Source organism: Streptomyces cinereoruber (assembly GCF_009299385.1).
GTDB classification, from domain to species: Bacteria; Actinomycetota; Actinomycetes; order Streptomycetales; family Streptomycetaceae; genus Streptomyces; species Streptomyces bikiniensis.
On sequence record NZ_CP023693.1, the window covers coordinates 441,967 to 456,163 of the forward strand.

The 14,197-nt window shown below is 75.6% G+C and carries 12 protein-coding genes; 6 read left to right on the forward strand and 6 right to left on the reverse strand.

The features are described from left to right. Positions 1–41: 41 nt before the first annotated feature. The gene (locus tag CP977_RS02065) at positions 42–971 is read left to right on the forward strand and encodes an AraC family transcriptional regulator (RefSeq protein WP_062761043.1); all 930 of its coding nucleotides are present in this window, start codon (positions 42–44) and stop codon (positions 969–971) included. Between the two features lie 46 nt (positions 972–1,017). Here the strand turns inward: CP977_RS02065 and CP977_RS02070 are convergent, their stop codons facing one another. Both CP977_RS02070 and CP977_RS02075 read right to left on the reverse strand, forming a co-directional pair. Beyond that, the gene (locus CP977_RS02070) at positions 1,018–1,839 is read right to left on the reverse strand and encodes an IclR family transcriptional regulator (RefSeq protein ID WP_152369498.1); all 822 of its coding nucleotides are present in this window, start codon (positions 1,837–1,839) and stop codon (positions 1,018–1,020) included. Positions 1,840–1,889: 50 nt separating this feature from the next. Next, positions 1,890–2,117: a hypothetical protein gene (locus CP977_RS02075; protein ID WP_152369499.1), complete on the reverse strand. Its 228-nt coding sequence runs from the start codon at positions 2,115–2,117 to the stop codon at positions 1,890–1,892. Positions 2,118–2,542: 425 nt separating this feature from the next. Between CP977_RS02075 and CP977_RS02080 the strand changes: the two genes are divergently transcribed. Then, positions 2,543–3,244, forward strand: a complete 702-nt coding sequence (locus CP977_RS02080) for a helix-turn-helix domain-containing protein (RefSeq protein ID WP_062761049.1) — start codon at positions 2,543–2,545, stop codon at positions 3,242–3,244. 226 nt (positions 3,245–3,470) lie between these two features. On the opposite strand, the gene CP977_RS02085 is transcribed toward CP977_RS02080, so the two are convergent. The 4 genes from CP977_RS02085 to CP977_RS02100 all read right to left on the reverse strand — a co-directional run bounded on the left by CP977_RS02085 (position 3,471) and on the right by CP977_RS02100 (position 7,660). Beyond that, the gene (locus CP977_RS02085) at positions 3,471–4,397 is read right to left on the reverse strand and encodes a squalene/phytoene synthase family protein (RefSeq protein WP_152369500.1); all 927 of its coding nucleotides are present in this window, start codon (positions 4,395–4,397) and stop codon (positions 3,471–3,473) included. Positions 4,398–4,409: 12 nt separating this feature from the next. After that, positions 4,410–5,705 carry an FAD-dependent monooxygenase gene (locus tag CP977_RS02090; RefSeq protein ID WP_183953293.1) on the reverse strand — a complete coding sequence of 432 codons (1,296 nt, stop codon included), beginning with the start codon at positions 5,703–5,705 and terminating at the stop codon, positions 4,410–4,412. 91 nt (positions 5,706–5,796) lie between these two features. Continuing rightward, a complete protein-coding gene (locus tag CP977_RS02095) occupies positions 5,797–7,080 on the reverse strand; it encodes an MAB_1171c family putative transporter (RefSeq protein WP_062761055.1) in 1,284 nt (427 codons plus the stop codon). Beyond that, positions 7,073–7,660: a hypothetical protein gene (locus CP977_RS02100; RefSeq protein WP_062761057.1), complete on the reverse strand. Its 588-nt coding sequence runs from the start codon at positions 7,658–7,660 to the stop codon at positions 7,073–7,075. Before CP977_RS02100 ends, CP977_RS02095 begins: the two co-directional genes overlap by 8 nt. 387 nt (positions 7,661–8,047) lie before the next feature. On the opposite strand from CP977_RS02100, the gene CP977_RS02105 reads away from it, so the two are divergent. From CP977_RS02105 to CP977_RS02120, 4 genes are all read left to right on the forward strand, one after another. Continuing rightward, complete coding sequence (locus tag CP977_RS02105; RefSeq protein ID WP_152369502.1) at positions 8,048–9,028, forward strand: helix-turn-helix transcriptional regulator; 981 nt, start codon at positions 8,048–8,050, stop codon at positions 9,026–9,028. 200 nt (positions 9,029–9,228) lie between these two features. Next, complete coding sequence (locus CP977_RS02110) at positions 9,229–9,762, forward strand: DoxX family membrane protein (protein ID WP_062761061.1); 534 nt, start codon at positions 9,229–9,231, stop codon at positions 9,760–9,762. A 140-nt stretch (positions 9,763–9,902) separates the two neighbouring features. Beyond that, positions 9,903–10,475, forward strand: a complete 573-nt coding sequence (locus tag CP977_RS02115; protein ID WP_152369503.1) for an excalibur calcium-binding protein — start codon at positions 9,903–9,905, stop codon at positions 10,473–10,475. Between the two features lie 96 nt (positions 10,476–10,571). Next, positions 10,572–14,168, forward strand: coding sequence for a hypothetical protein (locus tag CP977_RS02120; protein ID WP_152369504.1), 3,597 nt, complete (start codon positions 10,572–10,574; stop codon positions 14,166–14,168). Positions 14,169–14,197 lie beyond the last annotated feature (29 nt).

Here is a 14,197-nt window from a genome sequence, read left to right on the forward strand (position 1 = left end):
GAAACGCTCCGGAACATAGGAGATCGTCTACGGTGCCTCCCATGGATCCCTTGAGTTCGCTCCTGAGCGGCATCCGGGCCGAGGGCTCGGTCGTCAGCCACGCCGTACTGACGGCGCCCTGGACCATCCGCTTCGCCGACGACGCGCCGCTCACCATGATCAGCGTGCTGCGCGGCGGAGGGACCCTGGTGCTGTCCGACGGCACCGAGCGGGCGGTCGGCGCGGGCGACACGGCCGTCGTGACCGGGTCCGCGCCGTTCCGTCTCGCGGACCGCCCCGCCACGGTCCACGGCCCCCACGCCTCCTACGAGATCGCCTGCTTCACCGCGGAGACCGAGTGCACCGCCCAGGAGATCGGCGGTATCCGCTGGGGCGCCGACTCGGAGGAGGCGACCGTGCTGATCGTGGGCGCCTACCGCGCCTCGGGCCATCGCCACGAACGGCTCCTGCGTGCCCTGCCGCCCGTCCTGGTGGTCAAGGAGGACGCCGAGGCCTGTGCCTGGCTGGAGGCGGTCGCCGTCGACGCCGCCCGGCTCTCGGCCGGTTCGCAGGCGTTGATGGACCGGCTCCTGGACTGGGCCCTGGTGTGCACGCTGCGCAGTTGGTTCGACGGGGCCGGCGCCGACGCCCCCAGCTGGTACCGGGGCCTGGCCGACCCGGTCCTCGCCCCCGCCCTGCAGGCCTTCCACGACCGGCCCGCCGAGGCGTGGACGGTGGCGTCGCTGGCCGCCCGGGCCGGCGTCTCCAGGGCACTGTTCGCCAAGCGCTTCACCCTGCTGATGGGCTGCCCGCCCCTCGCCTACCTCACCCGGTGCCGCATGGACGAGGCCGAGGCGCTGCTGACCGACACCGACCTCAGCATCGCCCAGATCGGGAGGTCGGTCGGGTACGCCGACGCCTTCGGCTTCAGCGCCGCGTTCAAGCGCCACAGGGGCCTGAGCCCCAGCACGTTCCGCACGGCGGCGGCCTGAGTTCCGGCCCGGTCTCGTCCTCCCGGGGGCGGACCGGGTGCGCGGCCTACCAGTCGGTGGTGCCGTACGGCGTTGCGGGGCGGTCTTCGGTCCGTCGCGGTGAGCGGGGCGGCGGGGATGGCGCGAGGTCGGTGTCGGAGACGCGGAGGGAGAGCTGTTCGGCGGCGGCCGTCGTGGCGGTGACGAGGAGGGAGAGGTCGCGGGGCATCAGCGGGGAGGGCTTGAGGACCGTGACGGCTCCGTAGACGGTGTCGCCCCACAGGACGGGGGCGGCGAGCGCGTCCCAGCCGGGGATCTCCTCGCGGGTGACGGCGTATCCGGTCCTGCGGACCCGTTCCAGGGCGGCGGTGAAGCCGGCGGCCCCGCGCGGTACGCCGGGTCCGGCGCCGGCGGGGACCGGTGCGGTCAGGACGGCGGCGATCAGCGGCCGGGGCAGGTGGGCGGCGATCGCGTGGCCGGAGGCGCCGGCGCGCAGGGACTGGCCGATCTCCACCAGCTGGGCGGGCGTCAGGCCGAGGGCGTCGAAGCCGTACCGGCCCGGTGCGCTGGCGGCGTGCGTCTTGGACGGCCCGCCGTACGGGGAGAGCACCCAGAGGACGGTGAAGGCGTCCAGGAGGCGGCCGAGGCGGTCGAGGACGGGCCGGGCGGTCCGGGGGCCGGGGACGGTGGCCATGGCGTGGATGCCGACGCGCGCGGCGCCGGGCCCCAGGCGGTACCGGCCGGGGGCCGCCTCGACGAACGTGGAGCCGGAGAGCCCGGAGCGCAGGATCCGGTGGACGAGCGCGGTGTCGAGGTGCGCGGCCGCGGCGAGTTCGGCGGGGCCGTGGACGGTCCCGGGCAGCTCGGTGAAGGCCTGTGCGACGCGCATGACCCGTCGCACGTGGGCGGTTTCGGGCGGACGCGCCGGTGTGCTCTCCGTCATCGGCCCTGCCCCTCGCGGCGGCCGGCCCGTTCGACGGGCCGGATCGGCCGGTGGTCCTCCTCGACGGCGCGAGCGGCGCCGGCCGGTACGGGTCCGACGGACGACGAGGCGCGGTGGGGGGTCTTGCGCAGGGGGCGGCCGTCGTCGTCGCCGTGCGGTGCGACGACCGCGACGGTGCCGGGGGCCGGTCGGCGGGTGGAGAGGGCGTCCGGTGCGCGCGACATGACAAAGCTCCCTCTGGCGGGCAGGGTTCCGGCCGGGTCGGGCCGCGGCCGGGGGCCCTGCTGTCCGAGGCAGTGGTCGACAGTTCTTCCGGGGTCGGCGCGTTGCGGCCACGCCTGCCCCGGAACACCCCTGCGGTTCGGGTCGGTTTCCGTACTGGTGGTGCGGACTCGGGCGAGTCACCGGTGGCCGCGCCCTCTTCCCGGGGTTCCACGGCCGGCCCGCGCGCTGTCGCACGCGGTCGCTGACGAAGTCCCCGCGGGGACTGGCACGTTCACCGATCTTGCTGTACGGGCTCCAGCGGTGTCAACAATTGTGAACTCCGCGGCCGGGCCCGCCTCCGGGGGGCAGGCGATCGTGACGCGGGGGCGGCGGGCGGTTAACCTGCACCCGTCCGCACCCCCCCTTCCGCTGGAGACCGCCTCGCATGAACGGCGCCGACCCGCCGCCGGACGACCTCGCGGCGCTGATCACGGCGATCAACGGTCTGCTCCCCTCCACGGGGATGACCCACGAGGACCTGGAGCTCGACTCGGTCGCCCATCGGACCGGCATCCCGGAGGACGTCGTCCTCGCCCTCCTCCGGGGCGAGCCGGTCCCGGAGGACCGGCTGAACCCGGGCTTCACCGAGCGGTTGGCCTTCCTCCTCGACACGCGACGCGCACCGGACGGGAAGCCCTACAAGCAGGTCCACATCGCGGACGCGCTCGGCCTGTCCCGGGGCATGGTCTCCGCCCTCTTCTCGGGCAACCGGGAGGCCGGCAGGGCCGTGACGGCCTCGTTGGAGGAGTTCTTCGACGTGGACCCGGGGTTCCTGAGCACGAGCGGCCGGCGGGCCCTCGCCCGGGCGCTGCGCCCCGTCCACGCGAGTCTCTTCACGCTGAGCACCCTCCGCGGGGAGCACGTCAGCCACCTCGCGCTGCGCAGCAGCATCGACGTCGCGGACATCAGGCTCGCCGACCAGCTCCAGGAAGCCCTCGCCGCGGTCCTCACCCACTCCCCGCCGGAGCCCGCTACCGACCCTCAGGAGCAGGAGCTCCGGGAGATCACGGACCGGGTCCGCGCCCTCGCCCCGCCCTCCCGCACCCGCCTCATGGGCAAGATCCGGGGGTTGCTGCGGCAGCCCTAGGGCGTGTCCGGCGGATCAGGGTCGGGCAGGTCGCGGCGTCCGGTGCATGGGGTCTCCCCGGGCCCGCAAGGGCCCGGGGGAAGGCTCGCAAGGCGCCGGAGCGGGTCGATGGCGGAGCTGTCGGGGCGTTTCGGCAACGCGGCGTGGGGGCACCTCCCGTGCCCGAAGGGCTACGGGGGAGCCGTGCCGGGCGTCGCGGCCCCGGCCATGATCCGCCGGACACGCCCTAGCCGCGTGGTCGGGGCGGGGAGAGGCTCCGGCGGGTCAGTTCCCGGAGCAGTACGGCGCCGCATCCGACCGGTGAGGGACCGCAGGGGCGGGTCGCGAGCGACGGTCCGGCCTTCCGTACGGCCGCCGAGCGCAGTTCCTGCACCCGCAGGACGGTGCGCAGGAAGGGACGGTGTTCCCCGGCCGCGAGGCCGGGGAGGGACCGCGCCGTCCTCAGGGAGGCGGCGGCGACGTCCGTCTGGTCGGTGACGAGCCGCGCGACGCGGTCCGCGGGCGCCGTCCTCGCCCGGAGGTCCCGGAGCGTCAGGCCGTGCCGGGCGAGGGCCTGGTCCGAGACGCCGACCCTTCCCTCCCGGACGTCCTGCGCGAGGTCCTCCAGGAAGTCGAGCCGCTGCATGGCCGTGATGAGCGCCAGGCAGGCCCGTTCGAACCCGGCCGACGCCGGATCGCCGTCGGGCGCCAGCAGGCACATGGACAGCATCAGGGCGGGCAGCGAGTACCCCTCGACGTACCGCTCGACCTCGGCCTCCGTGCCGAACCGCTCCCAGGCCACCTCCTGGGCGGCGCCGTCGAGGAACGCGTCGACGCGGCCGCGCAGCACCGGGTGCCGCCGGACCGTCCGCGCGAGGGTCCGGAGCACCGGGTGCGGGGACGTGCCGGTGGTCAGGGCCTCGTCCGTGAGCTCCCGCCACCGCCGGAGCGCCGCCTCGCGCTCCGGCAGGGCGCCGCGGTCGATCCGGTCGTCGGTCTCGTGCATGAAGGCGACCAGGACGACGACGTCGGGCTGGAGCGGCGCCGGCAGCAGCAGTCGCGCCGCCGTGTACTCGGCCGGTGCGAACCGGCGCACCGCCCGGCGCTGTGCCGTGTATTCCCGGCGGGCGTCCGGTTCCCGGATGCCCGCCCGGTCGAGGACGCGTTCCCACATGTCCGGTTCCCGTCAGCCGCTGATCAGCACGCGGGCGGCGCGGGCGAGGAGCCGGACGTCGGTCAGGGCCTTCGGCGGCAGTTCCATGTTCACGACCCCCATGTAGCGCGTGTTCACGACGGAGTCGAGCACGGACGCCTCGGTGAGCCGGTCGGCGACCCACTTCTGCGCGCGGTGGCCGCGGGGGTACGGGCCGGTGACGTGGGGCTGGGCGAGGTCGGCGGCCGTGGAGAGCCGCCAGGCCGCCTCCACGACGGCTTCGACGAGACGGAAGTAGCCCCGGGCCGGGCCCCGTGGGGAGGGGGTGGAACGGAGGTGCGCGCCAAGGGCGTTGGCCGCCAGGGCCGCCAGCGTGAGGCCCTGGCCGTAGACCGGGTTGACGGCGGCCAGGGCGTCCCCCACGACGGCGAGTCCGCCGGGGAACCGGTCCAGGCGGGTGTGGACCCGGCGGCGGCTCTCGACGAAGCGGTACGTCCTGACGTCGCCGATCATCGGGGAGGCGTCCGCCACCGTCCGGAGCGGGGCGACGCAGCGGCGCATCCGCCGGAGGAACTCGTCGGGGCCGGGTCCGGGGCGGTGGTCGGCGTAGCCGGCCAGGACGACCGACCAGCGGTCGCCCTCCACGGCGACGAGGGCGCCGGGCTCCGTCACCGTGGGCAGGTAGCCGCTCGCGGGTCCCGGGCTGGAGTGGGCGACGACCGTGCTGCCGAGTTCGTCGCCGCGCCGGAACAGGGCGGTGGCGTATCCGAGGTCGATCCTCATGCGGTCGACGGGCGCCCCGTCCCAGCCGTGCCGGACGAGCCAGTCCTCCAGGGGGCTGTTCCGCCCCATCGCGTCGACCACGAAGTCGGCGTCGAGCACCTCCCCGGGCCCGTCGTGGGGGGTCGCGGTGGCCACGCCGGCCGCGCGGCCGTCCCGGAGCACGAGGTCGGTGGCCCGTGCCCGGTGGAACCGTACGTTCGCGAGCCCTTCGACCCGGCGTCGCAGGTGGTTCTCCAGGAACGGCCGGGTGGCGCCGAGCATGCGCGCCCCGGCCACCGGGGCCTTCAGGCGCCCGTCGAGGTAGAACCGCACGTCGTCGCCCTCGCCCAGGAGCGCGCCGCCCTCGACCAGGTCGTCGGTGATGCCGGGGAACCAGCGCTCCAGCTGGATGTGCCCCATGGACAGCAGGGCGTGGAGCTGGTGCCGCTGCGGGGTGTGCCGTCCGAGACCGTCGGGGCCCGGTACGTCCGGTTCCACCACCACGACGTCCTCGGCGTGGTCGCTCAGCACGCGGGCGGCGAAGAGCCCGGCGTAGCTTCCGCCCATGACGACGGCCCTCTTCACGTGAACCCCCCGTCCCGGCGCGACGGCCGGGTGTGCGAACGCTGTCGGTGGCGCCGTGCCCGGCGCCGGCCGGTCAGGACACTACCGTGCGGTCGCCGGAAGTCCCCCGCGGGCCGGCGTCCCCGGCGCGCAGCTCGCGCAGCGCCGAGGTGACGAGCGGGTGGTCCAGATGGGCGGCGACGAGCAGGAGCCGTTCCCGCTCGTCGGACGCGGCCGTGTCGTCCCCGGGGAGGCGGGCGACCGGGGTGTCCGGTGGAACCGGGCGTTCCTGCCGGGTGCGGGCCGCGTGGGCCCGTGCCGCCCGGAGGCGGAGTCCGGCGTCGCGCAGGACGGCCGCCGTCACGACGGCCTGCCGCTCCGCCGCCGGGAGGGGCGGGACGGCCGCTTCCACGTGGCGCCCGATGGCCCCGGCCGCGTCGGCGGACGACCAGGCCCGCAGTACGCGCATCCCGTCGAGGATCTCGACCACCCGCCGGTGCAGCGTGAACCGTACGTGGGTGAGGCACAGGCCTGCGCCGCCCGGGTCCAGCGCGAGCCTCGCGTCCACGTCCTTCACCGCGAGCCGCCACAGCGGCTGGAGGGTTTTGACGTCCCGTCGCTCCCGCAGCCACGCGCCGACGGCGGCCCCGGTCATGCCGTAGCCGGTGAGGACCGCCGCGACGGTGCCGAAGAGCGAGCCCAGGGTCCCCACGTCGTCGAGGGCGTGGTTGCCGAGGCTCGCGAGGAGGACGGCCGGGGCGTTGCACACCACGTACCCGAAGCAGATCACCATCGACACGCCGAAGTACCGGACCGCGTGCCGGAGGTTCGGGTCCTCCGGGACCGTACGGCGGGCGAGCCGCGCGGTGTTGAGCGTGGCGCAGGACAGCGCGGTCAGGAACAGGGTCAGGAAGACGAGGACGAGGGGCCGGCCCTCGGCGAAGTCCGTGTTGAAGCGCAGGGGGTCGGCGGGGTGCCCGTCCAGGTCCGCCGCCCCGAAGGCGACCGCCATGGCCACGATCGCGCCGGCGTACGCCCCGGCCCACGTCCGGGCGCGCCTGTTCACCTCGGCGCGCTCGCGGGGTGACGGGGTCGTGGCCCAGAGCACCGTGAGCACGTGCGTGATCGCGTAGCACACGACGATCCCGGAGTACACCGGGAGGGTAGCGGCGCTGGGGCGCCCGGTGGCCTCGCCGAGGCCGCGGTAGCCGGCCGGGCTGGCCGCCGCGTACACCAGGACCGACACGGCGAAGCTGAGGGTGATCAGGGCCAGTGTGGCCGTCCGCTCCCGCAGGAGGGCCATGCCCTTCCACACGGTGATGAGCAGGTTGATCGCCGCCACGGCGAGGTAGACCGCCGTGGTCGTGTGCTCAGACACCGGCGCTCCTGTGCGCGAGGGTGGAGGAGACCGGTCCGTCGCCGCGCGTCCCGGAGAGGCGCAGTCGTTGCAGCATGACCGTCGCGAACGTCTCCGCGCCCAGCTCGGCCCGCTCGGTGTAGTGGGACCTGGTCAGGGCTTTCCGTACGGCCTCGGGTCTGATGCCGGGCAGGAGCAGCCGGATCGCGGCCTCGTCCATCCCCGGGTCGTGGCCGCCGTCCTCGGCGGGGTGCTCCTCCCAGAGGTGGAAGAGTTCGTGGAGGGTGGCGTGCGCCCGGGTCAGTTCACCGGCCCGCGCGTCGACGACGACGTACTCCCGGTCGTGGCCGCGGACGCAGAAGGCGGAGACCTCCGGCGGAAGCGGGACGTGGACCAGGACGATCCGCTTGCCCCGTTTCTCCTCGACGGCCCTGACCACCGCCGCCACGTCGTCGGCGTCCTTGAGGCCCGCGTCGTGGCGGACGAGCCGTCCGGCGCGCCGTGTCGCCGCCAGCAGCCGCCCCCGTTCGCGCAGGGCGGCCCATCCGCCGGCCGCCCGCCGTCCGCGCGCGTCCGGATGGCGTGGCTCCTTCAGGGGCATCGTGGAACTCTCCCGGTGTCTGCGTTGGTTGCGGCGCGGCCGGACCGCCGTGCCGCGGTGATCGGCCCCGTGGGAGGCCCGGGCGCCGGCGGTCCCGTCGGCGGGGGCGGCGCGCCCCGTACGGCTCCGCCGGGGCGGCGGGGACGGCGGCTTCCGCGAGCCCGGTGACGATCCTGCTCGCGGTTCGCGCGAAGCGGCTTCTTCGTCCGGGTCGGCCCGAGCCGCTTCGCGTCGCTCCGCGGACGGCACGGTTTTCCGCACCGCCCCGCGGGTTCGATCCCACATGTCTCATCGACTCACGGAGGGTTAGGCTTCCGTACCGGTTCGGCGCCCGCAAGGAATCGAGGGCGCCCATCGGCGCATTGCGCGGATGGGCAGGGGGAGATTGTGAACGAACGCGGCGAAGTGGTCCCCGAGGCCGGTGATCCGAGCCTTTCCGATGACGACGTACGGCTCTACTGGGAGATCCGGCGCGGAGACGACGACCTGAGCGCGGACGATCCGCGGCTGGAGAACCTCCGGAGCCTCGGGGTCGTCTTCACCGAGCCCCTCACCGGCAGGCCCGGCGCGCGGCCGCCGCACCGCGTCGAGCGGGAACTGATCCGCCGGGAACTCGACGAGGTCGAGCGTCGTCTCCGGCGCATCAGGCGGATTCCGTCGGTCCTGGGCGCGTTGGACCAGGTCGCGTCCGGGGGCCGGTGCGACACCGACGCCGTCGAGATCGTCAAGGCCCCGGCGGTCGTCGACCACCTCCTCCACAACGCGATCGAGGCGTCGAGCGTCATCTGGTCGTCCCAGACGCGGCCGAGGCACGCGGAACGCCTGGCGGTGTCGGCGGTCCGCGACGTCGCCATCCTGAAGGCGGGGGGCGTCCGCTACCGCAGCCTCTACCCGGCGAGCGCCCGGAGCCGGGCTCCCGAGGCCGACTACGCCAGGATGACGGCCGAGACCGGGGCCGCCGAGAGCAGGACCTCCTCGCGCAGGTTCCCCCGCATGATCATCACCGACACGCTGGGGATGATCTCGGACCGCCGGAGGGGCGAGGGGGGCAGCGAACCCGCCATCGTCGTCCGGGACCCGGCGCTGCTCGCGTGGCTGCGGGAGGAGTACGAGCTGCACTGGGAGGCGTCGGACCCCTGGTTCCCGGCCCCGGAGGACAGCCCCAGCAACCGCGAGCTCGTCGAGCGCGACATCCTCCGGATGCTCTCCGGGGGCAGCACCCGCGAGGCCATCACCCGAACGCTCGACATCAGCCCGCGCACCTACACGACCTACATGGCGGCTCTGCGCGAGCGCTTCAGGGTGCGGACGAACGAGCAGCTCATGTACGAACTCGGCAGGCGACGGGACACGGCCGCCGACGGATGATCCCGCGAGCCGACCGGAGCGGACCGCGCCTCCGGGCGGGGAGGCCGGGGGGCGGTTCCGCCCGGTGCCGAATGGCGGCGCCCCTTCGGGGCACCCGATACTTCCAGCAGACACCGCGTTCCGTGCCGTTCATTCCGTTTCGCTTGTTCCACTTCGTGCATTCCGTTTTGTTCGTTCCGTGTTGTTCCGGAGGCATCGTCATGAGTCTTCTCCGTATCGCCGGCCGTCCTCTGCTCGCCTCGATGTTCATCGCCGGTGGCATGAACTCGCTGCGCAATCCGCAGGCCGTGGCCCCGGTGGCCGAATCCGTCGTCCGGCCCGCGACCGAACGGATCTCCGCGCTGCCGGACGACACCGAGCAACTCGTCCGGCTCAACGGCGCCGTGCAGGTGGTCGGCGGCGTCCTGCTCGGGCTCGGCCGCTTCCCCCGGCTGTCCGCGCTGGCCCTCGCCGCGACCCTGGTGCCCACCACGCTGGCGGCGCACCGCTACTGGGAGGTCGAGGACCCGTCAGGCCGGGCCCAGCAGCGCATCCACTTCTTCAAGAACATGTCCATGCTGGGCGGTTTGCTGATCACCGCCGACGACACCGGCAGCGCCCCCTCGCTGCTGTGGCGCGGCCGCCACGCCGCTCGGGACCTGCGGCACGACGCGCGGCTGGTACGGCGCTCGGTCCGGGCCACGGCGCGCCCCGCGGCGGCGATCGGCGGCGGCCGGGCCAAGCTGGGCGTCTGACCTCGCGCGTCCTCGGTGCCGTACGGGCGCGGTGCCGTCCGCCGGTTCTCGTTCGGGCTATCGCCGCGCGCTGCGGTCGGTGGGTCGCCCTTAGCGTGGGGTGACCGCTTGCAGAGCGCAGAGCGCCGAGGAGGCCTTCGATGAGCAGTCGCAGTGTGGTGGTCGGCATAGCCCTGGCCGTCGTTTCTGTCGCCCCCTCGTCCGGGGTCGCGCACGCCCAGGACCTCAACTGCTCGGACTTCCGCTTCCAGGAGGACGCCCAGGCGGTGTTCGACCTGGACAGGACCGATCCGCACGGGCTGGACGAGGACCAGGGCCCCGACGACGGCATCGCCTGCGAAGAACTGCCCGGGCGCGGTACGGGCGCCGTGCCGCCGCCGAGCTCGAGCCCTTCGGCGACTCCGAGCACCACCGCCTCCCGGCCGGCGGTCCCGCCGAGTGCCACCGCTTCCCGGCCCGTGACTCCGAGCACCACCGCTCCTCAGAGTGCGACCCCGAGTGCCGCCGCTCCCCGGACCGTGGCCCCGGGCACCACCGCTCCTCAGTCGGCGGCCCCTGTCATGCCGACGCGCGGCACCCGGGCCGGCGTCGGCGGGGCGTCCGGTCCCAGCGATCTCGCCGTGGGCGCGGGCCTGGCCCTGGCCGTCGGGTCCGCCGTCGCGGGCGGTTGGCTCGCCGTACGCCGCCTGGGCCGCGGACCGGGACGGGCTTGAGCCCGAAGTCGCGCCCGTGGTCCCGGACATGCGAGGCCGCGGGCGCGTAGACGCGGCGGCCCCTCGGTGTCAGTGCCGTTGCCTAGCATGGCGATCATGACGAAGACGCAGGTGGGGGCGGCGGGAGAGCTGCTGCGCGAGATGGTCGGGGCCGACGGGGACGCGGAGGGCGCCGGCCCGGTGAGGGGCGCCGCGCTGCGGGCGGTGGAGCGGGCCCGGCCCGCGCGCTCGGTGGCGGCCGAGGTCGCCGCCGCGGGAGGAGCCGACGACGAGGCGGCCGCGCTCCTCAGGGAGTTGACGGGACGCCACCTCGGCGCGGACGCGGCCCGCTGGCTCGGGTTGCACGACACGCTGGCCGGGCACCGCGGCGGTCTGCCCGAGTTGCTCGCCGCGCCGCCCGTTCCACCCGTGCCCGACGAGGTGTCCGACGGCGCGCTCCGTCCGCCCGCGCCCCGCAGCGTCCACCGCACGCTCGGCCTGCTCCTCGAACACGCGGAGCCGCGACACGCCGCGGCCGCGTTCGCCGCCCTGCCCGAGCGGGTGGCCACGGAGCTGCTCGCCGGCGGGACGCTGCCGGCGCCCTCCCTCGTCGCCGCCGTCGTGGACCACGGCGACAGCCGCACCCGGGCCGCCCTGGCCGGCCACCCCCGGCTCGACACCCGGGTTCTGGCCCGGCTGGTCGCGGTCGGCGACGCCCGGGCCGCCGCGGCCGTCTACCGCAACCCGCGCACCACCCAGTCCCTGCGCCGCACCATTGTCGAGCGGTTCGACGCCGTGCCGCTCGACGACGTGCTGCGGGCCGAGCTGACGGCGCCGCAGGGCCGGGCCCCGCGCACCTGGCTCGCCCCGCTGCTCGGCTCGGGCGACCCGCAGCTCGTGGTGCCGGCGCTGCGGTGGGGCGTGCGCCGGGTCGCCCAGCGGTACGCCCTGCTGAGGATCTGGGAGCGGACCGGCCCGGACGCCGTCCGTTCCCTGCTCGGCGATCCCGCCGCGGCCGCCTGGCTGAGCCGGGACGTCGTGGACGCGGTCACCGAGGCCCTGGCCGCCCCGGACGGCGACGGGCCGCGCCGGCTGCGCGCGGGGGGCGAGCCGTACGAGGACCCCGCCCGGCTGCCCGCGCTGCTCGCGACCGCCCGGGGCACCAGCACCCTGCGCGACCTGCTGTCCGAGCCGTACGCCCATGATCTCGACGCCCTCGCCGCGGCCCACGCCGCGACCCCGTTCATGCCGAAGGCCTGCGAGGAGCTGGCCCGCCACGAGGCGGCGAGCGACGCGCAGCGCCACGCGTTCCGGCTGAGCGCCCTGAACGAGCCGTGGCGGACCGGGGGCCGGCGCGCGGGGAGCACCGTGCCGCCCGCGCGGCGCCTCGCGGAGGAGGAGCTGGACGGCAGCGCCGCCGTCTGGGCCGAGGGCATGGTCACAGCGGGGCTCCTCGATCCGGTCGAACTGGTCGGCACCGCACGCCCCGCCGCCCGCGCCCTGGACGCACTCGCCCGCCTCGCCGAGCGGAAACTGCTGAGTACGGCGGCGGTCGCCGAACTGCGTGCGCTGACGGACGCCCACCTGGGGAAGCGGGATCGGGCCTGGGCGGCGCTCGACGTCCTGCTGCCCGAACACGGGGGGACGGTCGCGGAGCTGATCGCCACGGCGGGGGCGATTCCGGACGGGACCGCCGAGACCGGGGTGGTGACGAACGGGGCCGTCGAAGCCGGGACGGTGGCCCATGAGACCGCCGAGACCGGGACGATGGCGGACGGGACCGCCGAGGCCGCCGTCGCGCCCGGGCCGTCGGGCTCGGAGGGCCCGGCCCGGCGGGTCCTCCGGCGGTACGAGCGCGTGCACGCGCTGGCCGCGCTCGACCTGTTGTACTCCCTCGCCCCGGACGGTGCGCCCCGGCCGGAGGATCCCGAGGTGCTACGTGCCCTGGCGGTGTACGAGCCGGCGACCGCGCCCGGCCTCGCCACCCCCGGCTGGTTCGCCGCCGCCTGCGCCGCCCGGGACGTCCCCGTGTCCGAGGACGGCTTCGCGTACGAGGCCCCGAGCCTCGCGCAGGTGCGCGCGCGGCTCCCCGAGTCGTACGGCTCCAGCACACATCGCTTCGAGAACGCCTACGTACAGGGCGTGTTGCCCGCCGAAGAGCTGCTCTCCCTGCTGCCCGCCCGGCAGCTGCTCCTGCTGCCCCACGACTGGAGGCGGCTCGCGTTCGCGGAGGCGTGGCGGGGCGTGCTCGCCCGCAGGCTGCGCGCCGAGCTCGGCACCGATCCCGACGCCTGGCTCCGTCTGGCCTCGACCGTGGCGGCGTCCGAAGCCGTCCCGGAGGGGCTGACCTGGACGCAGCTGCTGGAGCGCGCGCGGTCCGGTGCCGGTCCGGCGGCGAGCGCGAGGGTGGTCATCGGCAGGGCAGGGCCGGGCACGCCCGACGAGGCGATCAGGCTGCTGGAGCGCGGTGACCACCTGTGGGGCTGGCCGGAGGGCACCCTGCTCTGCCTCGCCGACGCCGAGGTGGTCGACGCCGTGCTGCCCCGGCTCGGTCCCGACGGGCCCTGGCTGCTCGCCGCGTACCTCCTGCGTCACGAGCGCACACCGCGCGTCGTTCTCGACCGGCTGCTCGCGGGCCGCGACCGCGACGCGCTGCGCGTCCTCGCGGCCCAGGCGCGCTGGATGAAACGGAGCGGTGCGATGGAGCGCCTCGTCGACCTCGACGACCCCGAGATCGACCTCGCCCTGCTGCGACAGTGGGCTCCCCCGTCCGTCTGCCACCGGATCGTGACCCGGTCGCGGCCCGGCGGTGGAGGGGCGTCCCTGGGCGCGCGGGTGCTGGCCGACTGGCGCGCCGAGGGCTCCGCGCGGCCGGCCGGCGGCCTGATGTGGCTGTGCTCCGCCGAAGCCGGCCTCGTGGAGGAGCTGCTCGAAAGAGAGGGGACGCGGCTCGACCTCGGACATCAACTGCTCGGCTGCCTCAGCCTGTTCGAGCACGGTGGCGCCGACCGGCTGGCCCGGCTCGCGGCGCGGGACGCGTTGGGACGCTCGGCCACCACGGTGTGCGCGAAGGCGCTGGCGTCCGCCGATCCCGCCGCCGTCCTCCGTGCCCGGCTCGACCGCGAACTGGCGCCGGACAAGCTCGTCCGGAAGCTGCGGCGCGCCCGGCACGCCGCGCACGCCTGCGGTGCGGTCGCGTCCCTCCCGCCGGGTGAGCCCGTGGACTGGGCCGCCCTCGAAGCCGTCCATGCCCGGGATCCGATCCCGCACTGGGAGGACATCGTCAGCCTGGACGGCGTTCCCGAGGACGTACGGCTGCGGCAGGCGGCGCTGCAGCCCGAGCCGGGCCCCGACGGCCTGCCCGGCAGTGCGCGGCTCACCCGGGAGCGGGCCCGTCACGGTCTCGGCGGCCTGTTCCACTGCGCGCCCACCACCCAGCTGGACGGGCTGCTGACGGCGGGACTCCTCACCGGTGCGGACCTGGTGCGCCTCGCGGCCCCGGCCGGAGCGCTGCTCGCCTACCTGGGCGCCGCCGCCCGCCGTACGGACGCCCCGCCCGGGGCCGCCGAGGCCCGCGCCCTCCTCGCGGACCTCGTGCGCTCCGGACTCGGCACGGACCCGGCGGCCTGGCGCCGGGTCGCCGAGCGGCTGACCGGTCTGGACGCCGGGTGGGACCCGGGCTCGACGGTGGAGGCGCTGCTCGCCGTCCGGTGACCGGCGGTGCGGGGCTGCCCGTGGGCGCC